This is a genomic window from Haladaptatus sp. HS23 (assembly GCF_056892285.1).
On record NZ_JBXGLH010000020.1, the window covers coordinates 40,279 to 65,573 of the forward strand.

General features: G+C 51.7%; 21 protein-coding genes and 1 pseudogene. 13 read left to right on the top strand and 9 right to left on the bottom strand.

Features of this window, described 5'->3' with window-relative positions:
• Positions 1-35: 35 nt before the first annotated feature.
• The 5 genes from AC1XDK_RS27695 to AC1XDK_RS27715 form a co-directional block, all read right to left on the bottom strand.
• Complete coding sequence (locus tag AC1XDK_RS27695) at positions 36-1,070, bottom strand: ABC transporter ATP-binding protein (RefSeq protein ID WP_483353244.1); 1,035 nt, start codon at positions 1,068-1,070, stop codon at positions 36-38.
• Positions 1,040-2,068: an ABC transporter ATP-binding protein gene (locus AC1XDK_RS27700; RefSeq protein WP_483353245.1), complete on the bottom strand. Its 1,029-nt coding sequence runs from the start codon at positions 2,066-2,068 to the stop codon at positions 1,040-1,042. Before AC1XDK_RS27700 ends, AC1XDK_RS27695 begins: the two co-directional genes overlap by 31 nt.
• A gap of 1 nt (position 2,069) precedes the next feature.
• Positions 2,070-2,891 carry an ABC transporter permease gene (locus AC1XDK_RS27705; protein ID WP_483353246.1) on the bottom strand — a complete coding sequence of 274 codons (822 nt, stop codon included), beginning with the start codon at positions 2,889-2,891 and terminating at the stop codon, positions 2,070-2,072.
• A gap of 91 nt (positions 2,892-2,982) precedes the next feature.
• Positions 2,983-3,924: an ABC transporter permease gene (locus tag AC1XDK_RS27710; RefSeq protein ID WP_483353247.1), complete on the bottom strand. Its 942-nt coding sequence runs from the start codon at positions 3,922-3,924 to the stop codon at positions 2,983-2,985.
• 2 nt (positions 3,925-3,926) lie between these two features.
• Positions 3,927-5,594, bottom strand: coding sequence for an ABC transporter substrate-binding protein (locus tag AC1XDK_RS27715; RefSeq protein ID WP_483353248.1), 1,668 nt, complete (start codon positions 5,592-5,594; stop codon positions 3,927-3,929).
• A 247-nt stretch (positions 5,595-5,841) separates the two neighbouring features.
• Here AC1XDK_RS27715 and AC1XDK_RS27720 point away from each other — a divergent pair, with 247 nt between their 5' ends.
• From AC1XDK_RS27720 to AC1XDK_RS27745, 6 genes and pseudogenes are all read left to right on the top strand, one after another.
• Complete coding sequence (locus AC1XDK_RS27720; protein WP_483353249.1) at positions 5,842-6,549, top strand: helix-turn-helix domain-containing protein; 708 nt, start codon at positions 5,842-5,844, stop codon at positions 6,547-6,549.
• A gap of 95 nt (positions 6,550-6,644) precedes the next feature.
• A pseudogene (locus AC1XDK_RS27725) lies at positions 6,645-7,542 on the top strand (ABC transporter substrate-binding protein).
• 3 nt (positions 7,543-7,545) lie between these two features.
• The gene (locus AC1XDK_RS27730) at positions 7,546-8,196 is read left to right on the top strand and encodes an ABC transporter permease (RefSeq protein WP_483353250.1); all 651 of its coding nucleotides are present in this window, start codon (positions 7,546-7,548) and stop codon (positions 8,194-8,196) included.
• Entirely contained in the window at positions 8,193-9,173 is a 981-nt protein-coding gene (locus tag AC1XDK_RS27735; protein WP_483353251.1) for an ABC transporter ATP-binding protein, read from the top strand. The genes AC1XDK_RS27730 and AC1XDK_RS27735 overlap by 4 nt, the downstream gene beginning before the upstream one ends.
• Positions 9,166-9,858 carry an ABC transporter permease gene (locus AC1XDK_RS27740; protein ID WP_483353252.1) on the top strand — a complete coding sequence of 231 codons (693 nt, stop codon included), beginning with the start codon at positions 9,166-9,168 and terminating at the stop codon, positions 9,856-9,858. Before AC1XDK_RS27735 ends, AC1XDK_RS27740 begins: the two co-directional genes overlap by 8 nt.
• Positions 9,859-9,898: 40 nt before the next feature.
• Positions 9,899-11,398, top strand: coding sequence for an HAL/PAL/TAL family ammonia-lyase (locus AC1XDK_RS27745; RefSeq protein WP_483353253.1), 1,500 nt, complete (start codon positions 9,899-9,901; stop codon positions 11,396-11,398).
• Between the two features lie 88 nt (positions 11,399-11,486).
• Here the strand turns inward: AC1XDK_RS27745 and AC1XDK_RS27750 are convergent, their stop codons facing one another.
• Both AC1XDK_RS27750 and AC1XDK_RS27755 read right to left on the bottom strand, forming a co-directional pair.
• Positions 11,487-11,951, bottom strand: a complete 465-nt coding sequence (locus tag AC1XDK_RS27750; protein WP_483353254.1) for a DUF8159 domain-containing protein — start codon at positions 11,949-11,951, stop codon at positions 11,487-11,489.
• 198 nt (positions 11,952-12,149) lie between these two features.
• The gene (locus AC1XDK_RS27755) at positions 12,150-13,250 is read right to left on the bottom strand and encodes a hypothetical protein (protein ID WP_483353266.1); all 1,101 of its coding nucleotides are present in this window, start codon (positions 13,248-13,250) and stop codon (positions 12,150-12,152) included.
• A gap of 42 nt (positions 13,251-13,292) precedes the next feature.
• Between AC1XDK_RS27755 and AC1XDK_RS27760 the strand changes: the two genes are divergently transcribed.
• Complete coding sequence (locus AC1XDK_RS27760; RefSeq protein WP_483353255.1) at positions 13,293-14,069, top strand: hypothetical protein; 777 nt, start codon at positions 13,293-13,295, stop codon at positions 14,067-14,069.
• A 464-nt stretch (positions 14,070-14,533) separates the two neighbouring features.
• Positions 14,534-14,839: a DUF7344 domain-containing protein gene (locus AC1XDK_RS27765; RefSeq protein WP_483353267.1), complete on the top strand. Its 306-nt coding sequence runs from the start codon at positions 14,534-14,536 to the stop codon at positions 14,837-14,839.
• Between the two features lie 10 nt (positions 14,840-14,849).
• Here AC1XDK_RS27765 and AC1XDK_RS27770 read toward each other — a convergent pair whose 3' ends face one another.
• Positions 14,850-15,224: a HalOD1 output domain-containing protein gene (locus AC1XDK_RS27770; protein ID WP_483353256.1), complete on the bottom strand. Its 375-nt coding sequence runs from the start codon at positions 15,222-15,224 to the stop codon at positions 14,850-14,852.
• A gap of 97 nt (positions 15,225-15,321) precedes the next feature.
• Positions 15,322-18,651: a bacterio-opsin activator domain-containing protein gene (locus AC1XDK_RS27775; protein ID WP_483353257.1), complete on the bottom strand. Its 3,330-nt coding sequence runs from the start codon at positions 18,649-18,651 to the stop codon at positions 15,322-15,324.
• Positions 18,652-19,159: 508 nt separating this feature from the next.
• Between AC1XDK_RS27775 and AC1XDK_RS27780 the strand changes: the two genes are divergently transcribed.
• The 5 genes from AC1XDK_RS27780 to AC1XDK_RS27800 all read left to right on the top strand — a co-directional run bounded on the left by AC1XDK_RS27780 (position 19,160) and on the right by AC1XDK_RS27800 (position 25,210).
• Positions 19,160-20,032 (top strand): geranylgeranylglycerol-phosphate geranylgeranyltransferase, encoded by an 873-nt coding sequence (locus tag AC1XDK_RS27780; protein ID WP_483353258.1) that lies wholly within the window; start codon positions 19,160-19,162, stop codon positions 20,030-20,032.
• Between the two features lie 362 nt (positions 20,033-20,394).
• Complete coding sequence (locus tag AC1XDK_RS27785) at positions 20,395-21,237, top strand: helix-turn-helix transcriptional regulator (RefSeq protein WP_483353259.1); 843 nt, start codon at positions 20,395-20,397, stop codon at positions 21,235-21,237.
• 721 nt (positions 21,238-21,958) lie between these two features.
• Entirely contained in the window at positions 21,959-22,828 is an 870-nt protein-coding gene (locus tag AC1XDK_RS27790; RefSeq protein WP_483353260.1) for a hypothetical protein, read from the top strand.
• Positions 22,829-23,588: 760 nt separating this feature from the next.
• Complete coding sequence (locus AC1XDK_RS27795) at positions 23,589-24,398, top strand: alpha/beta hydrolase (RefSeq protein WP_483353261.1); 810 nt, start codon at positions 23,589-23,591, stop codon at positions 24,396-24,398.
• Positions 24,399-24,421: 23 nt separating this feature from the next.
• The gene (locus tag AC1XDK_RS27800; RefSeq protein WP_483353262.1) at positions 24,422-25,210 is read left to right on the top strand and encodes an HpcH/HpaI aldolase family protein; all 789 of its coding nucleotides are present in this window, start codon (positions 24,422-24,424) and stop codon (positions 25,208-25,210) included.
• Positions 25,211-25,295 lie beyond the last annotated feature (85 nt).

The following is a 25,295-nucleotide window of genomic DNA, read 5'->3' on the forward strand; positions in this document are numbered from 1 at the left end:
AGGTATAAGCGTACGGCAATCAGCAAACGGGACGACTATTGCTCGTAGTGGTGACACGCACAGGTGTGTCCTGGCTCGATATCACGCATGTCCGGGTTCGTTTGCTCACAAACCTCTCCAATATAAGCCGGGCAACGAGTATGGAATCGACATCCACTCGGAGGATTCTCGGGGCTTGGGACATCGCCTGTGAGAACAGTCCGGTCCGTCATCGGTTCAGGTGATGGCCGTGGTACACCAGAGAGTAGTGCTTTCGTATAGGGGTGTTTTGGATCGGTGAAGAGACGGCCGACGGGGGCAACTTCAGCCAATTCACCCAAATACATCACAGCAACCCGGTCACAGATATGGCGAACGACGCTCAGATCATGACTGATGAACAAATATGTGAGATCGTACGTGTCCTGGAGATCATCCATCAAGTTCAAGATTTTCGCTTGCACACTCACGTCAAGTGCTGACGTCGGTTCATCGGCTACGACTAACGTTGGATTGACACTGAGCGCGCGGGCGATAGCAACGCGCTGGCGCTGCCCTCCGGAAAACTCGTGGGGCGCACGGCTGACATGGTGATCCTGCAATCCAACCTCACCGATGAGTTCGTACAGCCGATCTTCTCGTTTCTTACGGCTCCAGTCAGTAAGTGCCTCCATTGGCTCTGTAATCAGATCTGCCACCGTCATCCGGGGATTCAGGCTCGAACCAGGGTCTTGGAAGATAATTTGAATATCTCGACGAAGGTCGCGCATTTGTCGCTTCGAAATCGAGGAGATATCCGTCCCGTCAAAGTAAATACGCCCGTCCGTCGGGTCGAGCAGTCGCACCAACGTTTTCCCGAGTGTCGATTTTCCACAACCAGATTCCCCGACGAGTCCCAGCGTCTCGCCCCGTTCGAGCGCAAAACTCACACCATCGACTGCCTTCACAGCCCCCGTTTGTCGGCGAAGTAGGCCGCTCCGAATCGGGAAGTGTTTTTTCACAGCTTCTGCGACGAGCAGAGTCTCGGTCGTTGCGCTCTCACGGAATTGTTGTGATTGACTCATTGTTGCTTGGTGGGTGAATTCAGCCATGGTGGCTCTGTCTCGATTTGCTCATCGTACAGGTGGCATGCGACCGAATGATCGACATAGTCATCAGGCGGTTCGAGTGATGGATTGTGAGCATCACACACATCGCCGATATACTCCGGACATCGCGATGCAAACCGACATCCTTCGGGTGGGTCGATGAGTTCTGGAACGACGCCGTCGATCGTCGGTAATCGGTCGAAAGCGGTATCTAATCGAGGGATACTCTTGGCGAGTCGCCGAGTGTATGGGTGAAGTGGCGAATCGAACAGCTCTCGCATCGAACACGTCTCGACCACGTTTCCAGCGTACATGACACCGACTCGGTCAGCGATTTCACTGATGACAGCAAGATCGTGACTGATGAAGATGATGCTCATCTCATATTGCTTCTGTAGATCACGGAGCAAATCGAGGATTTGAGCCTGGATCGTCACGTCCAATGCCGTCGTTGGCTCGTCTGCGATCAGCAATTTCGGCTCTGTGACGAGTGCCATCGCAATAACGACACGCTGGCGCATTCCGCCGCTAAGTGCATTCGGATACTGTCCCATGAGTCGCTCGGCATCGGCGAGACCACAATTTTCGAGCATCTGTATCGCCTTCTGACGAGCCTCTGCTTTCGAACAGTCCGTGTGTGCCCGCAGTGGTTCGGTCAACTGGCGTCCGATCGTCAGTACCGGATTAAGTGACGACATCGGATCTTGATACACCATCGTCACATCATCGCCACGGATCTCGTTTATTTCTCGCTCAGAAAGGTCCAATAGCTCTTGACCTTCGTACCGAATCGAGCCACTCAGGATTTCAGCCGGTGGTGTTTGGAGCAGCCGCATCACCGACAGTATCGTCACGCTCTTCCCACAGCCACTCTCTCCGATAATCCCCAGGACCTCATCGTAACCGACCTCTAATGAAACTCCATCTAACGCTTCGACGGTTCCTTCTTCGGTGTGGAAGTGAACGTGCAGGTCCTCGATTTCGAGTAAATTCTCACTCATCTCATCGCACCTGCCGTGGGTCGAGTGCGTCGCGCAACCCGTCTCCCAGTCCATTGAACCCGATCACAGTGAGCATGATGGCGAGGCCGGGGAACGTCGCGATCCACCACGCCGAATCGATATCGCCACGTCCAGCGGCTAAAATGGCGCCCCACTCGGGTTTCGGCGGTTGGACACCCATTCCGAGGAATGACAGGCCAGCACTCCAGAGGATGACCGTCGGAATCGTTAGCGTCGTGTAGACGATGATACTCGATGCCGTATTCGGAAGGACGTACCGGGCGATAATCCGCAGATCGCTCACTCCCGCGGCGTGTGCGGACTCGATGTACTCCTCTTCCATGACGCTCTTGACGTCGCCACGAACGAGACGAGCGAACCCACGCCAACCGACGAGGCTGACCGCGATAATAAGCGGGTAGAGACCACCGCCAAGCATGCCGGCAATGGCGAGTGCGAGAACAATCGCGGGGATTGAGAGGCTAATATCGACGAGCCGCATGATCACACTCTCGGTGAGGCCACCGTAGTAGCCTGCAACGAGTCCAAGGGTAACTCCAATCAGCATTTCGATACCCACGATGACAATTCCAAGGAAAACCGCATAGCGTGAGCCGAAGACAACACGAGAGAACACGTCACGTCCGTATGTATCGGTTCCAAAGAGGTGATCGATACTCGGCGGTTGTTTCAGTGCGGCATAATCCGGTTCAGCAGGGTCGTAGGGAGCGATAATGGGTGCAGCAATGGCAACCACGACGAGAGCAACCACGACGACTAACCCGAATAGTGCGAATCGGTTCCGAATGGTCCGTCGAAACACGGTTGTCCATCGCGCATACCGACCGGTGTCAATCCGTTGGTCGTCTGGCTGGCGTTGCCGAGCTGATTGTTCGGTTGTGTTTGGTGTTGTGTCACTCATATTGGATTCGTGGGTCGAAGTACGTGTACGCCAGGTCAACGAACAAGTTCGCGATGATGACGATAATCGCGTACACGAGAACGGTTCCTTGGACGACGGGATAGTCCCGGTTCAATACAGCGTTGACCAGCAGTCGTCCCATCCCTGGCCATGCAAATACCGTCTCGATGATCACAGCACCTGAGAAGATAAGCGGGATTTGGAGTCCGATGAGTGTGATGATCGGAATCATCGCGTTCTTCATCGCATGGGTGTAGATGACTGCTCGCTCTCCGATACCCTTGCCTCGAGCTGTCCGGATGTAATCTTCATTCAATATCTCAAGCATGGACGACCGCGTCATGCGAGTAAGGAGCCCCGCTCGGCGTGTTCCGGTGGCAACGGCGGGCAGGATTAGCGATGAGATCCATGTGACTGAAAGCACAGTGCCTTCACGGCCGGAAATCGGGAACACCCCGAAATGAACCGAGAAGACGAGGATCAGTATCAATGCCAACCAGAACGACGGCATCGAGATCCAGAATATCGCGAATAGCATGGACAGGGTATCCACCCAGGAGTACTGTTTTACCGCGCTAAGAACCCCAAGAGGAAGGGCGATGATAAGCGTGAGAAGCATCGAACTCAACGCTAACTCCAGTGTTGCTGGGAGCCGCTCGGCAATGAGCGTGGTCACCGGGCGGCCTGAGCGAACCGACGTTCCGAGGTCACCGGTCACCGCCCCAGACAACCAGTCGATATACCGTATATAGGGCGGATTGTTCAGCCCCATCTCTTGTTCGAGCTGATGGACCGCCTCGGGCCGAGCGTTTTGACCAAGCGCAATTTGGGCGGGATTCCCTGGAGCGAGATAGATAATCGACGAGATGACTATCGTCACTCCCAACAGGACCGGTATCATTACCAGCAGTCGACGAACGATGTATTGAAACATGGTTAGAATCCCAATTCAAGGCGGTTCAACCACTCTTGGTCGGGCCACCATGCATGCTGAGTCCAGGCATCCATCCCTGTGACGGATTTTTTATACCCGTATATTTTATTGAATGCACAAATCGGCGTAACTGGTGCTTCTTTAATCACCAGTTTTTGCGCTTCTATGATTGCGCTCTTTCGCACGTTTTTGTCCGGGTTGACTTTTGCCTTATTGAGAAGTGAGTCGAACTTCTTGTTCTGCCAGAGTGAGTAGTTCGTTCCGCCTTCTGTTGCTGTATTCGATCCTTTCAGAATCGGTTCGAGTGCGTTGACCGCCCAATTACCACCGTACGCCATCGTTGTCAGATGATGCTTTCCGGCTTCGAGATTGTTGTATAGCGTCCCGGCCTCGAGCACTTGGAGATCAGTGTCGATACCCACTTGCCCAAGCATCGGTGCCACCGTCTTCCCGATTTTCGCATAGCGGGGGATGGTAAACGCATAGAAGGTGAGTTTGAGCTTCTTCCCATCCTTTGTGCGCGTTGCACCCTCTTTTGAATTCGTCCACCCTGCTTCTTCGAGAAGTGAGCGTGCCTTCTTTGGATCGTACTGTTCGCCCATGTTCTTCGCTTCGGATTCACCAATCGAATTGACGGCGATTGGTGGGACGATGCTCCAGATCGGGTACCCTTCTCCACCAAGTGCGGCTTCAATGACCGGTTCTTTCTTCACTGCATGATTGATCGCCCGTCGAACACGCACGTCGTCCATCGGTGCCTTCTGCGTATTGAGCGCGAGGAATCCGGGACGAGTGTATCGCTTTCGCTCAAGATTGGAGTTCGACGAATCTTCGACTTTCCCCGTATCACTCAATGCAACGTACGACGACCCGTCTACCTTTCCGGACGTGAGTTCTTGGAGTAGTGTCGTCGATTCCGGCAGCAATTCAAATCGGAATTGCTTCACCTTCCCAGGGCCGGCATTTTCCGCGAAATCAGGACCCCAGTCATAATCGTCGACTCGAGAGACCGTGACAGCCGTCCCTCGTTCCCACTTTTTGAATTCATATGGCCCCGTCCCGACTGCTGTTGACTGACCATAGCTATCTCCAGCTTCGTTTACCGCTTTCTTCGAGGTGAAAGCGGTCGACCAATTCGTGAGGTTTCTCGGAAGGAGTGGAAACGGCTCTTTGAAGTTGATCGTGAGCTCGGTCTTCTTCGGTGCCTCAATCGAGTCCACCGGACCAATGAGATAGGAGTTCGGTGAGTTTTCCAGAAACCGTTCGTAGCTCCATTTCGCCACGTCGGCCGTGAATTTCTCTCCATTATGGAATGTGACGCCGTCTTCCAATTGGAACGTGAATTGGGTTGCGTCTTTGTTCTTGCTGAACTCTGTTGCCAGATGTGGCACTGGCTTCTTGTTTTCATCGAGTACAAAGAGCGTTTCATGGATTGCGGACAGAATCGTTGATTCAGGGCGTCGGGTAGCCTTTTGCACGTCTAGCGTGGAGGCTTTACTACTCATCCCAACAACGAACGTATCCTTGTCCTTGGTTTTCCCACCAGATCCGTCCTCGTTAGAAGATTTACTGTTAGTACATCCAGCGAGTGCAACACCTGCACCGCCGATCCCGATGGTTTTTAAATATGTTCGTCGGGAGAACGGATCATGTTTGTCAATTTCTGCCATGAACAGGAGAAGGAGACTAGGTGTTGATTAATTTTTGCATACCGGAATTATACTATAGATTTAGAAGTAGTGAGTACAATTCGACTTAGTCGATAGATGAAATACAGTAAATGAATCGAGATTAGCCTCTTACTCGAACCATGTCTCGTAATCGACGGTGGTTGTTGTGTTGGACGTACATACTGTTGTCCAATTTGGTTGATTCTACAGTGAGGGTTTTTCTTCATTCTCTAACATACGTCAATGCATGCTTACCGCTCGCATTAGTATCGAGTTGCCAGGTGATTGGACAAGCGAAATCGGCGACTTCGACGTCCAAGGCGAGATCTACACAGCAACACTGCACAAGCGCCACTATATGGGCCTGATTCGGATTCATGGGGAGCAAATCGATAGTGCACTCGACTTGATTCGGACAACCGAGTATCACACCAGCGTGGAGGTTATTCAACAGATTGAGCATCGAGAGACGGCTCAAGCATCGATACTCGTGAGCGCAGAATTAGCACAAGAGACACCGTATACCGTCCTACTCGAAAATGGGTTTATGCCTCTTGACCCGACTGTTCTCCGTGATGGACGGGAATATTTTGATCTCATCATTCGAAATCGCGACCGCCTGCTCGAACTTATCGACCGGCTTGAAGGAGTCGGCAGCGTCACAATCGAACGAGCGGTATCACAGGTCGAAATGCCAGCACAGCCAAATCCGGTTGCCTGGAATAACCTGCGGTCGGATCTCACAGACCGCCAGCTCGAAGTCCTCATGCTTGCGGTCGAACGAGGCTATTTTTCGATCCCACGAAACGCAACACTGGCTGATTTAGCGGCTGAGCTGGATTTGCAGAAGAGCACCGTTGGAGAGCATCTTCGTCGGTCTATCGGACGAATTGCCCGATTTACGGTCGAAAACAGCCGTTCGTGGGTAGCACAAAAGGACGGAAATCGCTTATAATACACCCTATTTGTGCGGCAGAATCGTTTCATTGGAACTCTCGAAACTTATTACTAGGTATGACAACACATATCACTCGTCGGAATGCACTCAAAATGGGCAGCGCAACGCTCGCTGGAGTGTCAAGTGGGGGTTGTCTGAGTTTGATCAACGGAAGTAGTGGCAAATCAATCGTCATTTCATCGAAGAACTTCACCGAACAGTTCGTCCTCAGCCAGCTTAGCATCAAACTCTTGGAGAATGAGGGGCACGAGGTAGAGGATAAAACCGGTCTCGGTGGTTCCCCTGCGAACTTCAAAGCAGTCAAAAGTGGCAAATCAGATGGCTATTGGGAGTACACAGGAACGGCGTGGGCGAACGTTCTCGACAAGAAAACTCAAGTGAGCGATCCAAAGAAGCTCTACGAGAAAGTTGATTCGGCGTACAACGAGAAGTGGCAGATTGACTGGCTGAAACGGGCTCCATTCAACAATACATACGTCATCATGGCGAACCCAAAGTGGGCAAAGAAAGCGGGAGTGAAGTCACTCTCTGGAATGGCAGAGTACGTCAAAAATAACGATGCTAGCATCAAGATTGCGATGAACCCTGAGATGGAAACACGGGAAGATTCGTGGGGGTCTCCCGAAGGCCTATGGGTTTGAGGATGCAGCGAAACAGAAGATGAAGCCGGTGACGATGAAGATCGGCCTCGCCTACAAAGCGGTGGCGAACAATCAAGCGCAGTTGGGATTCGGGTTCGCAACCGATCCAAAAATCCAGAAGTACGGGCTCCCCATCATCGAAGACGACCAGAACTTCTTCATCGTCTACAATCCGGCGCCAAACATTCGTGATCAGAAATTCGATAAGTCGATGAAATCTACGGCGAATAAGATCGCACCAAAACTCGACACAGAAACGATGCGATCATTGAACGCAAAGGTGGATATCAAGGGGAAAGACCCAGCGAACGTGGCGGAGAATTTCCTCAAACAGAAGGGGCTTATCTGAACCATGATTTCGGTTGCCAGTGTCGGGTCCTGGGTCACCGAGAACAGTGGCTTGTTGATCGAACAGGCGATTCAACATCTCAACATTGCCCTTACATCTCTGTTCTTTGGTATCCTTCTCTGGGTTCCTGCCGGCGTACTCATTCGCCGGAACGAGCGTGTTTCCGAGCTGTTTCTCGGTACTGCAGGAATCGTTCTCACCATCCCGAGTTTGGCGCTCCTCTCCTTGCTTATTCCGATCGTCGGTATCGGTGTTCCAGCAGCAATCGTTGCGTTAACACTCTACTCAGCTTTGCCCATCGCTCGAAACACGTATGTCGGGTTGACAAACGTCGATCCAGCGATGATCGAGGCTGGGCGTGGACTCGGGATGACTGATCGCCAACTTCTGTTGCGGGTCCGTGTTCCACTTGCACTTTCCGTAATTATGACGGGAATTCGCCAAGCTGCAGTCTTGCTCGTCGCAATCACGACAGTCGCTGCCTTCTTCGGCGCAGGTGGACTTGGAAACAGCATCTTCGCTGGAATTCGCCTCGATAATCCAAATCAGATCATTGGAGCAGCCCTCGTAATCTCTGCTCTCGCGGTTGGCATCGATTCGAGCTTGTATGGACTTCAAAAGGTACTTCCTGGATCAGGAGGGCAGGAGATATGATTGGGTTCGACCACGTTACAAAAGAATATCCAGACGGAACAGTGGCTGTTGATGACGTAACTTTCGAGATTCCAGCAGGAGAGACCGTCACGATGGTCGGTCCCTCAGGCTGTGGAAAAACGACGACTATGAAGATGATCAATGGCCTCATCGAACCGACCGAGGGGTCGGTATACATAGATGATACGCCGCTCAGGAATCGAGATCCGATAGAACATCGACGAAACGTAGGATACGTAATCCAAGATATCGGGCTGTTCAGCCACCTTACCATCCGCGAGAACATCGGCGTCGTTCCCGATATCTCTGGTTGGGATGACAAGCGAATCAATGAACGAGTCGACGAATTGGTCGATTTGGTACGACTCCCAGCAACGGTGACGGACAACTACCCAGGCGAATTATCCGGTGGGCAACAACAGCGTGTCGGCGTGGCTCGAGCGTTAGCAGCGAATCCGTCCGTTCTACTCATGGACGAGCCGTTTGGTGCCCTGGACCCCATCACACGTGAGCAGCTCCAAGACGAATTCCTGGATATCCAGCGGGAACTCGATGTCACGATTGCGTTCGTTACTCACGATATCGATGAAGCCCTCAAAATGGGTGATCACGTCGCGGTCATGTACGACGGTGAAGTCGTGCAGTTCGATACCGCGCAGGAATTGCTGTCGCACCCGAAAAATGAATTTGTCGAGCAATTCATCGGAGAGGATCGACTGCTTAAGCAGCTCCAAACAGTCACTGTCGAGGAGGTAATGGAATCGACGGAACAGACGGAGCCGTCAATCCACGAGGCACCGACACTACACACCAACACATCTCTCAAATCGGCACTTCAAGTGTTTCTCACCCAGGACAGAGACACAGTATCCGTTGTCGATGAGGATACCGTCGTCGGGAAATTGCATGAACGGAACGTAAAGACGGCACTGGACATCAACGCGCAGGACGTTACGAAGGGGGCAAACCATGTCTAATATCGTCCTGTCGAACCTCATGACTGGGTGGCTCGAATACATTCTCCGACATCAGAACGAGTTCGTATCGTTGCTCACGTCTCACTTTCGGATGGTTCTAATCGGCGAGTTTGCGGCCATTCTCGTGGCCGTTCCCGCTGGGATCGCAGCAACCCGACACAAGCGGTTGGGATGGTTCGTCATGAACTTAGGAGCTGTTGCACAAACGATTCCGCCCCTCGCCGTTATCGCACTCTCGTTCACTGCAATCGGACTTGGGCAACGACCGGCGATCCTCGCATTGTTTTTCTATGCCCTCCTTCCGATACTCAAGAACACCGCCGCTGGAATCCGCCAAGTCGATTCAGCGCAACTCGAAGCCGGTCGGGGAATGGGTATGACAGACTTCCAGCGTCTACTGCGGATCGAACTTCCGCTTGCGAGTCCAGTCATATTCAGTGGAATTCGCACCTCAACGGTCATGAGCATCGGGGTCGCCTATCTAGGAGCGTTCATCGGTGCTGGAGGATTTGGAAAATGGGTTATCCTCGGTCAGCAACGCTTCGAGACGAACATCCTCCTCGCCGGTGCGATTCCCGGAGCGCTTCTCGTAATACTTCTCGATCAAGCGTTTGCTCGACTCGAAGACCATATCACACCCACGATGACGAGCGCAACCGATGGAACGGCTGCTCAAACGACGTAGTATCGCTTCTTGGCTACAGTGTTCACCTCCAAACCTACGAATGATTGAACTCAATGGATCACTCACGATAGCGGAGATCATCGCCGTTGCACGACAGCACGAACCAGTCCGTCTTTCAACAGACGCTGCCACGAGAATGCAAGAATCACGAAATGCTGTCGAAGAAATTGTCGATTCCGAGGAACAGCATGTCTACGGAGTCAATACCGGCCTCGGAGATCTTCAGGACGTATCCGTCTCACGAAAACGACTGCGGCAAATGCAAGTGAACATTATCGAGAGTCACGCCGCCTCGGTCGGTGATCTGGCACCAACGGAAGTCGTTCGTGCAGCGATGCTCGTCCGAGCAAATGCACTTGCAATCGGTGTTTCAGGAGTACGACCTGCTCTCGTTGAACAGTACTGTGCGTTACTCAACGAAGGTGTTCATCCGCAAGTCCCTCTCGGCGGAAGTAGTGATGACCTCGCTGCAGCTGCTCACATCGCACTCGTCCTCATGGGAAGTGGCGAAGCAGAGGTCGCTGGTGAGCGATACGAAGGGTCAGCTGCCTTGGAAGCTGTCGGCATCCAACCGCTACAGTTCGAGTCCAAAGAGGGCTTGGCGAGTATTAGTGGGACATCTGTGATGACAGCAATGTTGTCGTTGGCTGTGCACGATGCGACAATGCTCACACGAGCTGCGGACGTTATTAGTGCCCTCACCTTCTCGTTCGTAGGAGAAGCGACTGAGACGTTCGCTACACGTGTTGCTGACGTTCGTGCCCACGAGTCGCATGCTGTGTCGGCGAGCAACATCCACACACTCCTGGGAGAGGACAGCGAGCAGTCATCGCGAATGACCCAAGATCCCCTCTCACTCCGTGTTATCCCGCAGGTACATGGGACAGTTCGCACACACATTGACTTTGCACGGTCAGTCGTCGAGAACGAACTCAAAAGTGCGAGCGATAACCCGCTCGTGTTTCCCAACGGAGAAACGTACTCCTGTGGTGCATTCAACGGACAGAGTGTCGCGAGTGCAGCCGATACACTTGCAAATGTCACTACAAAGCTCGGATCGATTAGCGAGAGTCGAACGCGGCAATTGCTTGATGGGGAGGAAAGTAGCGATGTCGCGGCATTCTTGACGGCACGCCCTGGTGCAGAGTCTGGGATGATGATTGCACAGTACACGGCCGCTGGCCTCCTCGCTGAATCGATTGCAGATAGCTCGATTAGTGCTCATTCGATTACTGTCTCGGCTGGGCAGGAAGATATCCATAGTATGGGGACGATAGCGACACGGGCACTTCGGCAACAAATCGAGAAATCACGGTATATCCTCGCGATCGAATCGCTCTGTGCGGTTCGGTGGTATCAACTGGCATCCGATGCGTCGCTGAGTGATCCGCTGCAGAATGTAGTCAGTCGTATCGAAGAATCAGTTGATCTCCCACAGGAGGATACACAGTTGAGTAGCGTTATTGACTCGACTGCTGGGTTGATTGCGGAGGGCAGTCTTCAGGAGGCAGTAACCCAACGAGAGGTCCAACTGGAGTAGAGAGACCAAGTTATCACCTACGAAATAGCCGAACTCATAGATGATTTGGTAATTAGAACAGATTGTCCGAGTAACAGACCAAGCTTGGCTAAATTCGATCGTGTGGTGGCTTGTTAACTCGTATCGGGGCGGGATTCTCACGCACTTCAAGCGCATTCATTACACGCATACCGGTATCGTTCCACGAAGATTCTCCATTTGCAACGCTACGTGCCCACGATTCCGTAACGTAGAAGTGACCCATCTCGTAATGTGTATCCCCTTGTGAGAGTGCCATGATTGCAACAAGACGGTGGGGCGGATTGGCAGTTGTAGTGACTGCACCAGCATATGCGCCTGAAATCGTCCTCAAATCGCTCGTGATTTCAGTCTCATCGGCGCCAATCAATTCATAGACCACATACAGAGTTCCACCCCGTTCAGTGACCGAGTGAACCGAAAGTCCTTCTGAGACAAGTGTGACTTCAACCAGTTCGGCCGTAGTATAGCCCGTCTCACCGAGTCTATTTGGAGTAGAACGTATTCTCATCGGGGTTCCCGAGGAAACCTGCATCACGCTCGGTTGTAGCGCTGATTGAAAATTCGCTGGACTCGCCGAGTCAGACGTCTGTGCTGGTACTGATGCGATAAAAGTACTAGAAAATACCACTCCAAGAATCACGAGGCTGATCAGGATCCTTGCCCCCTGTGGAGCAATGGCGACCAGGACCCTCCACGCGACGCTTGAATGGGTGTAAGGCTGTACAGCAAATTAGCTGAACTGATGGGTCCCGATTGGATGTTCTAGAGCCCAGTCATTGGAGAGGACTTCGTCTTTGTCGTCGGTTCCACCCTTGGTGAGCAGACCGATGTGGTAGAGATGGTATTTGAATTGGAAGTGGATGCCTGATTTGTACACGGTCGGGTCAGTCAGCATCGATTCGTTGATGTCGCCGTCGGCGGTAAGGACGTCTTCACGTCGGGGTTGTGTGATGAACACTTCGATGGCGAGTGGTTGATTGATACGGCTGGCTTCTCGGACTACTGTGTCAATGGTCGTGGTTTCGATACCGCGCTGGTGGAGCCGTTCGAGTGTTTCGACGATGAGTTGCGTGGGGTCGTACTGGATGGCGACTGAGCGAGCGAGTTGGGCCCAGCGTGGGGCGAGGATGGTGAATCGGGTGGATCGGCGTTTCCACGATGCGAACTCATCAAGTGCTGCGGCGATACTGCCGTGCTGGTCACGGGCGAAGCGGACGACTTCCGCGCCAAGATGTGTGAGGACGTCGCCTTCGGGGCGATTGTCGGCAAGGCCGAGGAGGAGGATCGCTCCGCGGCGGCCGCCTGAAACGCTGTTGATTACGTACTCGGAGTAGACGGTTCGTGTCTCACCGTTCGCGGCTACGGCGAGGGCGTAGCCGAGGTAGTTCTTCGGGTGGTTTACCGGGAAGCTCCCTTCGGTGAATTGATGGGTTGTTGCTTGGAATCGAATCGCGTTGATGGTCGTCGAGAAGTCACCGACACCGGAGACGCGCGCCGGTTCAACGAGCGTCGCCTTGTGAGGGGTTTCAACGCCGATGACGCCAATGTTGAGATCACGTGCGAGAGACCGTGCCTGGTCGGTGATGCTCTGGATCGGTGCAGCGACATACCCGAGGTTGACTTCGGACAGGTGGCCGTGAGCTTGATTGATTCCGCGACGGACGTCAGCAGCACTTGGGTCGCTGTTGTGGCCTTTCGCTTCGATTACAGCAACCGGCGTCGTCGCCGCGTTGGCATTCAGTACTTCCAGAGCGGGGTGCCAATGAGTGACACCACTACGTCCGGAGCGTCCACTCTCGAAAATGTCTCGATCAGCAACCTCACTAAGCACGTCCAATCGCTCACCGACCGTATCGACGGTCTCGAAACAAAAGTGGCTGAAAAAGACGAACAGATTGACGAGGTTGAAGAAAAGCTCGCGCAGAAAAACCAGCGAATCGCAGACCTCCGTATGTCCTTCGAACGGAAAACCACTCGAATTGAGGAGCTCGAAGACCGCATCGAAGAACTGGAAAACTATCGTGAGGATTCGGCGAAAGAGCGTGCCCAGGACCGACAGACGCTCGGTAGTCTCGAAGACACAACCGAAACCATACAAGCGGACATCGACGACCTCACGGAGGCAGAAGAGAAAAACAGCCGTGTGCGAGCGTCGGTCTCACGACTGATCAACCTCGTGCGTGATTACGAGACCGAAGAGGGTGTTGACGACGACTCACCGAACCTCGTCGCAGAAGCATCCAACGCAGGTCGACAGCTCTTCGAGACGATCCAGCGTTCGGAACAGAACACAGAACTGCTCAACTTCCGCGAGAAGCGTGCTGAGAGTCAGAAAGTCGAAGACAAATATCTCGACGTGCTCGAGCACGCGAAGAACGTCGCCAAAACAAACGATGTAATGGTTGCTCGACTGAGCTACCGAGAAGTTGCAACCCACTACGGATGTGCGTACAAGAACGACGGCTATCGCGTCATGGAGGAGATGGCCGAGCGGGTCCCCGGCGTAACCTACAAGGAATCTCGAACCTTGTCGATCGACGACGCGATGGGTGTCGGTGGTCATCACATCGAGATCACCTTCGCCCACCCCGACTTAGCCGGGTGGATGCGAGCTCACGGAGCTAACGCGGGAGGAAACGGAGGACGCTAATTATAGCGTTGTAATCACGGGGGTTCGCAGAACCCCCTCTCGGGCGGCACCACCACAAGAGATTCACACCGCGGTGCTGGTGACACATGGTGGTACTAGTGCGTTGGGTACGGTGGAGTACGTCTATTTCTGCGTCTATTTCTGCGAAATGAAGGGGGTCGCGTTCGCGATCCCCCTCTATTACAACGGTATAATCGGCAGCTCGTGATGATGACAAAAGACGAGATAATAGAACAGATATTGAAATCGACAACGAACTCGTTTAGAATCCCGAGATAATCCTTCAGAATGGCTTCTTTGTGTCCGTGAACATACATTGGTTGTTGCCCGTAAGTCGGCCTGAGTAATTTTGTAGAATCAAAATGATCTAGACTGAAAATGAGTGACTTTGTCACTGAAGACGATGATACGGGCCCGTCATCCCGAGAGGAACAAACTGACCACCAAGACACCTCATTCACGACATCCCTGATCATTTCTTCGCGGTCCACGCTAACCAACGAAGACGCTGCGTGCTCGCCTATCTCTCCAACGCATCGTCCGACAGTGTGACAATACAAGAACTAGTTAATGATATCGCAGCGCGAGAGCATAGTAACAGTGATAATTTTCTTGATAGGATTGAAATCACGCTCTTCCACCATCATCTTCCGAAACTTACTGATGTCGGACTCATCAAGGTTGACAAACGGAGTAATACAATCCGCTATCGTGACGACCCGCGAGTCGAATCGCTGCTGGCGTATCTCCAGGAATATTGGCTCGAGTAAGCGTTTATACCTAATTTGATGCCGGTGTTGACACGTCCTGTGGTGTGATTCTAATCTCACCATCCCAGCTAATTGCTATTTTGCATGATGCGAACGTGAAGGAGACATACATCCCATAGTGTTCGGATGCGTTGCGTCTGGGTTTGTCAAATACATCTTCGAGTGCGTCCGGATCAATCACATCGTATAATGGGCCGAACTCCTGAGGTGGTTTTCCGGTGACTGCCGACACTGATCGAATGATCGTGGTCGTTAAACCTTCGATATTTTCCGTGTCGTATTGTGCGTAATAGGTCTCCGTCTCTGGATCATATCCAACCCGATCTTCTTGGAATATTTTTCCAAGATCATCAGATCTATTCCCATCGGGAGTTTTCTCGGTCATTATCGCCTATTAATGGGATGACGGTACAAACAACTGTCACCATAATACTGAGATCTGTGTTAATTGAGCACCTAAATAATGAGTTTAGACGATTGTGTCACTCTTCGTCAAAGGCGAGAGCGAAGACTTTCTGTTGGGCCGCGCGGAGATGTTGTGAAAATGTTGGTGGAGTAACATCAAGCATGTCCGCAATCTCTTGACCGGTACTCGCGCGCGGTGATTCGAAAAAACCGCTCAGGTATGCAAGTTTGAGGATGTCTGTTTGACGGTCGGTGAGTGGCTCTTTGATAGCTATGGAGACATCTTGGACGGATTTAGGTGAACGATTACGTGAGTGACGAGATGTAAGCTTCGCCGAGGGATAGGTATGCTGAAGCAGATCAATGTACGACCGAACGTCAATAGTTGAGGGAAGGTCCACGATCGCAACTGCAGTATTTCTATCAAAGGTGAGCGTGCGTACTGCACTCTTCTGGGTAGTAAGCTGTGAGATGAGTGTTGAGCCAGACACGGTCGCTCTGAATAGACACGTCTCATCGTCCTCGGCGACACGCGTCAACGTTGTTATCCCAGCGAGATTACTTCCAGCGGTCTGAATCTCATCAGCCGACGCTTGACTCCCAGTGAAAAATACGTACGAAGAACTGTCCTCGTTGGGAACAATACCCTTGAATTGGAGTTGGACATCAGCATCCCGAGCGAGTCGTGCAAGCACTGTTCCTGGCTCTTGAACCTGGATCGTAAGTTCGGCGACACTGTCTGTCTGGATAGTCTCTTGCTTTTGGGCAGCATTAATTGCGTGTGCAACCGTTCGTCCAAGTTCCTCTAGTACACATTGAGTACGTTCATTGGGCTTCGGTTGTGCGGCATAGACAGTTAGAGTGCCATATAGTGCATCTTTATAGATCAGTGGAATACTGAGACAAGAGCGGGCGCCCTGTTTGAGGATAGCTTCCCGACAGGAGCCAATTCGTCTATCAGTGGCAATATCCGCAACAATCTGTGTTTTATGAGTATGCGCTGCTGCTCCCACAGGATTTTGATTAGTCACATTGTCGTCGATACTGATCGTGCGATCTTCCACAATGCGGCTGTCGATACCATCCCACTGTCGTGGTTCAACCGTTTCCTTAATTGCGTCAAATTCGCCGATCCAAGCAAATTCGAAGAGATCAGAGTCGGCCAGTTGCTCACAGACGGCCCGGTCGATAGACTCGACTGTACCGGCTTGCACCAGTGCCTGATCGATCTCCCACATGAGAGAGTAGAGCTGATCGAGATGTGCTAATTCCTTGTTTTGCTGTTCTAACTGCTGTTCACCTTCGGCACGATCTAATGCTGTTTCGAGAGTCGCTGCAAGTGTTTTCGTGAAGTCAATTGTTGTTTCGTCGAACATGTCTGCATCCGTCGAACCTGCATAGAGAACGCCGTGTCTACCGAGGGGGATGAGGGCATTACTTTGCAGTAGTGACTCCGACGACGAAGTATTGGGAAGAGGTGAAAGATCAGTGCGGATCGCAGGATCATCGCTAATGAATGACTGCCAGATCTGTTCGGAAAACCCATCAGGATACTGAATGGTACCGTCCTCGATCTCAGAGACAATGGTGCTGGTGTCCTGTTGGAGCTCACCGGTCATCTCGTCGTAGTACCATAGGGCGGAGTATTCAACGCCGAGTATGCGACGTGTGATGTCGGTGACTTGATCGTTAATTTCCTGCGTATTGGCTTTCATCAGCTCACGACTTATTTCATTCAACTGTTCGAGGGCGCGTTGCGTTCGCTTACGGTCAGTAATATCCTGGAAGAGTACTCCCACTCGCTCGTTGACATCACCTTCGACTGGATACGCGTATAGCTCCAAGAACCGCCCTTGTGATTTGAGTTCGCGCTCGAACCGGATCGATTCTCCCATTTGGACAACTGAGTCGTACGTCTCAATCCAATCTTCTGGTTCACTTGGAACTATCTCTCGGATTGTTTTACCGACCACGTTTTCGACACCGGATTGTTCCGTGGAGGCCGAATTTACCTCTACGAAGCGAAAGTTAATCGGTTCATCTGGAGGAGTGTCAACCTTCTCGATGACACAAAATCCTTCGTCGATCGACTCGAACAGCGTGCGATAGCGTTCCTCACTCTCACGGAGAGCTTGTTCGGCACGGGCGCGCTCAACCGCCGCCCAGGTGCGCTCGGCCGTCTCCTCAGCCATTGCGATTTCGGTTTCCGTCCATTTTCGGGAAGTCGTGTGGGTGACGATGAAGTACGCGGTGAGTTGGCCGTCTTTGACAAGGGGGATACCTATCCCCGCACTGGTGCCTGTTTCCAGGGCAGTGGCCCGTTCTTCGTCGCTCAGGTCCGAAACGGTTCTAACATCGTCTATTACCACGGTTTCACCAGCGCGAAATGCGTCAGAGATGTACTCACCAAAATCATCGAGAAGGTGCTCGCCGACAAGGGATGAACCACCCCCGTGGTAATAGTCGGCATGAATTAGATTCGTGTTTCCGTCTGCAAGAACCTCGCCATAGTGGGCGCGATCGACGTCCAGATGTTCTCCGAGAATGCGGGCGGCCTCGTGCTGAATTTCGACGGGATTAGCTAGCGGGCGGAGTTCGTCGGTGAGCGCGACGCTGAAGGCGTCTAATTCTGCTTGTTTCCGCATCGCCTCTTTGGTCTTCTTGCGTGACGTAACTTCGAGCGCGATGTTGAAGATCCCCCCGACCGAACCGTCTTCCATCGGAATCGGATTCGCGGTGTAATCGAACCAAGCATTTTCGATCTGGTCACCTCGTTCCAGCGGCATCAGTTGTTCTTTATTCTTAATAGCTCCCGATCCACTCATGATCCGCTCAAACATCGGTCCGACGATATCCCAAATTTCCGGGAATACTTCTTGACCTGGCCGTCCTAGTGCGTCCGGATGTTTATCGCCGATCAAGTCTCGCCAGGCATCATTGTATAGGAGCGTATGCTCACTTCCCCAGTAAATGCCGATCGCCTCACTTGCACTCAGCATGATGTCGACCGCTATCCGCAACTGCTGAGGCCAGTCGTCCATTGGGCCGAGGGCTGTCTCGGACCAATCCATCTCTCGGATTCGTTTGGCTATCTCACTATCGGATGGGAAATTAGCCCCAAATCCATCTGGAAAAGACCCAGTTTTGTCGGGGTGATTTGGATTCGCTTCGTATTCATGCTGGTGGTTGAACTCAGGAGGGGGTCGCCACCACACTCGCCCACGAGCGCCGACTTTCTTCGTTTCGATAGCACCCTCATCGACAAGTGCATCCAATTTGTTGTAGATCGTCCGATCAGTGCACTCGAATTCGTCGGCGACCTCTGTGGTGGTCAAGGGTGTACCTGGCGTACTGAGGGTGTCGAATACGTCAAGCACAGTCGTAGGTGATGGCGCGGACGAATTCATACCTCTACGTAATCATGGACACGCAAAAATATTCTGTCAACAGAAATCACGCAACACTGCTTTCGAAACCAACGAGTGAAAAACTGAAAGAGATGGGTTCATGTACACCAAAGGGGGAAGACCACAGTAATCGAATGCAGCTTCAACCGAACGACGCCGAACTGGACTCGGTATACTGCCCTAGGTCCTGCTCAATGCGTTTCTCACGCCACCCGAGCAGCGATACCACACTCGCTGCTGCCCGAACCAACAACTCTCGATAAAACCCGACATCATACTCGTCTAACTCCTCACTCGCCAACATCACCCGTTCACGCGATTTCTTTGCATCATCAACCACAACATACGACACATATAGACACTGCCATTACTTTGAGTCAAACAGACTCAATAGTACATAGTAAGTACCTCAATTGGTCTGTCTTGAAACAGTCCAAATACATTCAGGAGTATAACCACCTAAGCAGGATGTTGATGTCGTTAACATCCGCTTCGGGTACTTTATTGGATGAGGGGAAAAAGTGGTGGTGTGTTGCTGAACAAACGCAATCGTGGACTCATTGAGCTTACTCGTCCTGGCAACGCCATAGCGGCTGGAATACTAGCGTTCACGGGTGCGTTTGTCGGTGACGGCAGTGAAATCCTCATTCATTGGGAAATGATCGCCGCAGCAATCGTCACAACAATTCTCGCAACTAGTGCTGGGATGGCGATTAATGATTACTTCGATCGAGATATAGATCAAATCAATAATCCAGAACGACCGATTCCAAGAGGTGCAATTGATGCGAAAACTGTTCTCGTATTCAGCCTTTTCTTGTTTGCTTCTGCTGGAGTACTTGCATTGACACTTCCTCCAGTAGCAACAATTATCGCAATTCTAAATCTCACAGCACTCATTACGTACACGAAAATTTTCAAAGGTATACCCGGTGTCGGTAATATACTTGTGGCATATCTGGGTGGGAGTACATTTCTATTTGGAGCGGCTGCTGTTGGTCGTATAAACCTGCCAGTAGGGATATTATTCCTCTTAGCGGCGCTATCAACCTTTGCCAGAGAGGTCATCAAGGATATCGAAGATCTCCCGGGTGATCGTGAAGAAGGTTTGAATACATTGCCAATCTCTATTGGACGACGCCCCGCTCTCATCGTCGCTCTAGTTGTGTTACTCCTAGCGATACTCGCAAGCCCAGTTCCATATGTTGTAGGGACATTCGGGATCGTGTATCTCATTCTGGTGATGCCAGCTATTTTCGTAACCCTCTATGCTGCTTATCGTAGTTTTAACGATCCGAAAAGTGGTCAATTACTCCTGAAATACGGAATGTATATTTCAGCAGTAGCATTCATTGGTGGGCGTCTTACCTTCATACTGTGAAATTCCTTTTGCGCAGAATTTCTTGCCATCTATTGAATTAAACTAGATGTAGGATGTATAAATCAAGGCAATGAGAACGCTTTTAGAAGAGACACGTGCCCATTCACCGCCAAGTAATAAATCCACTTACAGACGAACAGCTAATTGTTCGAAATATAATTAATGAAACGGTAGACACTGCACGCCTCACCGTGTTACGGACAATTGATAGGCTTGGGGGTTCAGCCACCCGGACTGAGATTATCGATGAATCGGGTGTCTCCCGGCAAGCAGTCTCGGATCATCGCGCAGTGCTTCGAGATTGGGGGTTTATCCGAACTGAGGGACCTGAAATCGAACTCACTGCTGGAGGGGTACGATTAGTGGATGTTGTCGAAACCTGCCTTCAGACGATATCGCAACAAGAGTTAGCTTTTCTAACTCGGTCCGATAATTCGCTAGATATCCTACAAGAGTTAGAAAAAGAAGCGTATCAGATTTCAAAGCTACAATTGGCAACGGAGAATTCACCCTCAAAGTCCACGATTAGACGGATTCTCGGGGACTTATTAGAGAATGGATGGACAGAAAACGAGGGTCGCAAATATCAAATTACGACTGCCGGGCAGTGTATATTAGATGCATATCATATGTTATCGCTGGCAGTACAGCAACTCATTGAGAAAGCACCATGGCTTCAGCGGTTGCCAGTAGAGGATGCTACTTTCCCGATTCCAGAACTCGCTGAAGCCAAATTGGTAATTTCCAATCCTGCTAGCCCAGTTTCCGTGCTTTCAACGGTTCTCACGTTGTATGATTGGGATGTCAGTCGGTTCCGTGGACTCTGTTCGATCTATCATCCGATTTTGTTCCGTACGTATCGTGAGGTATATGAATTATTCAATCGGGATATCAAATCTGAAATTATATTCGACAGAACCACGTTTGAACAAATTGCTAATAACGATAAAACCCGGTATGTGTTGGATTTCCCGAGCGATCCTGGGTATAACATCTATGCCCTTGAACAAGAGAAGACACTCGGCCTAGGGATATATGATGAACGGCGTGTCGCAATTGGTGCTTACAACGATACTGGCCATGGAAATCATATTGCGATGATTGTCAGCTCAAACGATCAGCTAGTCGAATGGGGAATAGAGTTATTTGAATCCTACCAGGCACATGCCTATCACACTGGTAAAATGGAATTAACCGAAAAATAGGGAGGAGAATCGATCAGTTTTGAGTTTGCACTCCACGAGAGGTAGAAGAGTTGTTATTATATTTTCCAGTGTTTCACACACTATTACACTGTAAACGGCGATGCAAATATTACACCACGGCGACTAGCACTAACCACGCCGGAGACCCCTTCGGTCACACCAGCAACTCAAAGAACGAATTGACTGGTGGCTAGGAGACACCGCTCTCACCGAGCAACAGCAACCGGTGTGCAAAACATGCGAACAACGTGGGATCCAATCACCTGTTCGCAAGCACACCGGCGGTCTCTGGCGTGTCTCAGACCTAATCCATGACAACGAACCAGAGCAATCATAAGTTCGCTATCACGCAATGTAAAGCTTCCCCGGATCACTCCGAACAGAACCGATTTACTCAATGGCAAGACGATTCGAGAAAGGAGTCAGCAGAATCACGGGGCAACAACTTAGAACGATCATCCTCATTCTCAAATTCACGACTACCACAACAATACCAGACGTACCCATATCGGAATCCCACTCGGCTTCAAATGGTATACGACCAAGTTGGAACAATTGCTGGAACGGCGAGCCGATTCGGGATTTCGGAAACGACAGCTCGAAAATGGCTTGTTCAGCAAAATATCTATGAGCCAGAGACACACGGACGTCCAGTACTCGCGGACTTACTTGATGAATTAATGCCCGAAGATCTCGGTCTGACACCACTGGGAGAACGATAATGGTGAGTTCAAGTTGCGATACATGCTCCAGCGATATTGTCGAATACCTCGCTCAGCACGTCCAAACCCTCACCGACCGCATCGACGAGCTCGAACAAGAAGTCGACAAGAAAGACGACCGAATCGACGACCTCGAAGCACAGGCAACCATCGAGTGGCGAGCAAAAAAGAAGAAAGCAGCGAATCTCTGGGTCGGTCCATATCCACTCGGCAAAGTCGTTCAACGACACGGCGAACGACTGGACGACCAGAACCAACGCATCGACGATATCGAACGCGGTGAAGTCGACGTGAGCGACGTTCTCGATCTTGATGGCCCAGGAAACCAACTGCAGATTCAACGCGATACAGCCGCTCGGAAGACCGGCAGCCATGACCTCTCGAAGAACAAAGAACGTGCAACCTTCGTCTGGGCGGCCTTCCACGAGCGTGCACGTCGTGGCCACGGGAAAATGCGACTCCCGTCATGGCTCGTCAAGCAGATTCTCGACGACCACAACCTCGACACCAACCCAAACACGGTGCGCCGTGTCATGGAGTTCGTCGCACGGGGGACAAGTCAGAGTGAGACGCCGGACCCCGAGGACGACAGCAATCTTGTCACACTGAAACACCGCAACGAGAAAAACGTCCTTGTGGCTGACGAAGACGAATGGGAGGCGTTCTTTGCAGCACAAGTGGAGCACATCAACTCGGTAGACGAAGACGCGGATACCAACAACCAGAGAAGCGACGACAGCAGTGACGATCAGGCAGACGTGGACACGATGAGAGAAAACACGGACGAGGAGTTCGATGTTCTTTCGTCGGCAGCACCGATCACGTCCGACAAAGACGAGAGCATCACGGAGGAGATTACGGTGTCGTAATCATCACCGAGCCACCGACCGTAATCGACGATCTCCAAGAGATGAGGAGGGGGTGCAAGTTGCACCCCCTCTGAGGACGGAATGAACGGTTGGCTACTGTAGGGTGTAATTGCTTCTTCTTCTCTTCTCGGCCAGAAGAGAAGAAATGAAGCAGTTCAGCTGATCACACTGGTCGGTTGGAAGTGATTACGACACCGTAATGAGAAATCCGTGATTGTGAGCGAAACCATCTGTAAAACCGACCGAATAGACACGTCACGAGCTTGTCTGTAACGTATCACGGCCCATCGAATTTTCTCCGTGTCGACTCGAAATGAGGACCAGCTACCATGATCGTCAATACACAGAGTACACGCTCAACGTCAGAATATCTGTCCATTTACCACAAGTAAGCAGTTAAAGAGCAACATTTGACTATTAAATTGACCAATAATTGCTGCACTGGTGGCAAATAACTATTCATGTCGGAGAAGTCGTTTCGTCTGACAAGGTTGCCCAGGCTGCCCGACGAATCAGATGATTAGAGAAACGCGACGTAGACACCTTACAACTTGGAATCATGAACCAGATTGATCACACCCAGGCGGAAACAGACCCCAGTAAGCGACGAGCTCCAGAACTCGATTCAGATGCACAAGCGCTCCTCGATACTCTGATCGAAGTTGGAGCCCCCGATCTTTCGCATCTCTCGCCCGAACAGGGACGAGCATTGCTAAATGGTGCTACCACTCCAGATGTTGATCCCATACCAGTCGCCGATGTGACCGAGCGTAAAATCCCGGCATATGGACGCGACATCCGCGTGCGAATCTACGATCCCAGTCCTAACGAGACACTCCCTGCAGCGGTCTACTTCCACGGTGGGGGATGGGTAGTTGGCAACCTCGATACCCACGACGGAGTCACACGATCACTCGCAACCGAGGGAGACTGTGTCGTCATTGCTGTCGATTACCGATGTGCGCCGGAGCACAAATTCCCCGCGGCCGTCGAGGACGCCTACCTGGCAACGAAGTGGGTAGCTGAGAACACCGACGAACTTGGTACTGGTGAAGGATTAGCTGTCGTCGGAGAAAGTGCAGGTGGCAACCTTGCGGCCGTCGTTGCACAAATGGCTGTCGAGAAGGGAGTTGGCACACCGGAAATCGATCATCAAGTGCTGTTCTACCCAGTGACAGACCACTCGTACGATACTGTCTCCTACGAGGAGAACGCAGACGGCTTCTGGTTGACCACCCGTGGGATGGTGTGGTTCTGGAACCATTATCTCCGGGACGATGTCGATGGAGCGAACCCTCGAGCCTCACCACTTCGTGCGCCCGAGCGAGTCCTCGCCGAACTCCCATCGATGACCCTGTTCACGTGCGGCTATGATCCAATGCGCGATGAACAATTCGCGTATGCTGAAGCACTGGAAAGCGCCGGTGTCTTCGTTGATCATACCAATTATGAGGATATGATCCATGATTTCGCGAACCTCCGTCGGCTCGCGGAGCCGTTTCCGGGAATCGAAGCGGCCGATGACGTGCGAAGGCGTGCTGGCGAAGCCCTCCAGAGAGCTTTCAACTGAAAAATGAGACGTGAGTAAAACCGATGGCATACACACACCAAACAACCAGTTTGAGGGAACGGCTCGACAACGGCGAGATTGTACTCGGCGTTGCCGATGACACGTACACACCCACACTCGTCGAACTATACGGCGACCTTGGACTCGATTTCGTCTGGATCGATTTCGAACATTCAGGGCCGAGTCCATGGGACGCAAGTACGATCGAACAGTTACTTCGTGCGAGTGAACTTGCGGGCACGGAGTTGCTGGTTCGGCTGCCAGTCACGGAGCCAGCACTTGTCCGAAAGACTCTCGATGCCGGTGTCAACAATGTGTTCCTCTCGCATGTCGATACTGCAGACGAAGTGCGTCGTATCGTACGAGCAGCGTATTTTCGGTACGATGGTGAGGCAGGAAGCCGAGGCCTTGCGATTCCAAGATCGAGTCGATGGGGGCTCAGGGATGATTACGTCGCGACTGAAGACGACGACATCGTGATTGGAGTGACGATTGAATCCCCTGAGGCGGTCGAGAATCTTGATTCGATCCTCGATGTCCCAAATCTTGGCTTCGTCTTCATCGGGCCGTTCGACCTCTCGGTTGCGCTTGGGCATCCTGGTAAACTAGATCACCCTGAGGTACAGGAGATGGTCGAAACGATCCGCTCAATTAGCGTTGATCGTGGTGTTCCCGTGGGAAATCTCGGATTTGATATGGATGACGTAAACGAGAAAGCCCAAAACGGGTATCAAATTCTGAATATTGGAACAACCACTCTTGCGATCCAAGCGATTATCCAACAATGGCTTGCCGAATATGAGGGTGGATGATGTCTAATGCTATAGTAGCCGTTAGAAATTTCTGCCCGGATAACGTTGAGTGTTCTAATGGACCATCTTGACGATATTTCCGTCG